Below are 283 nucleotides of genomic sequence, written 5' to 3'. Positions count from 1 at the left end.
CGCCGCGGCCGGACTGGCGGCGCTTTATGTGCTGGGCGACGACAAGCGGCTGCAGGACTACCAGCCCTATTGGGCCGCGCGCGCCGGACTCCTGGCCAGGCTCGGCAACACGAAGCACGCGGCCCAGTCCTACGACCGGGCGATCGGCCTCGAGCGCGACCCGGCGCTGCGGCGTTTCCTGCAGGACGAGAAGGCCAAGCTCTCTAGGAATTAGAGCAATGCCAGGACTGCTTTAAGGCCACATCTCGTGCGATGCGTTCAGCTTGCGTATCAGCTCATACTG

At 65.4% G+C, this 283-nt stretch carries 1 pseudogene; it reads left to right on the top strand.

From position 1 onward, the window contains the following. Nucleotides 1–214: pseudogene (locus EN804_RS36710) on the top strand (RNA polymerase subunit sigma-70); the annotation flags it as partial. Between the last annotated feature and the right edge of the window lie 69 nt (nt 215–283).

This window comes from Mesorhizobium sp. M8A.F.Ca.ET.161.01.1.1 (assembly GCF_004792105.1).
Lineage (GTDB): Bacteria > Pseudomonadota > Alphaproteobacteria > Rhizobiales > Rhizobiaceae > Mesorhizobium.
This window is presented reverse-complemented; position numbering and strand designations above follow the sequence as displayed.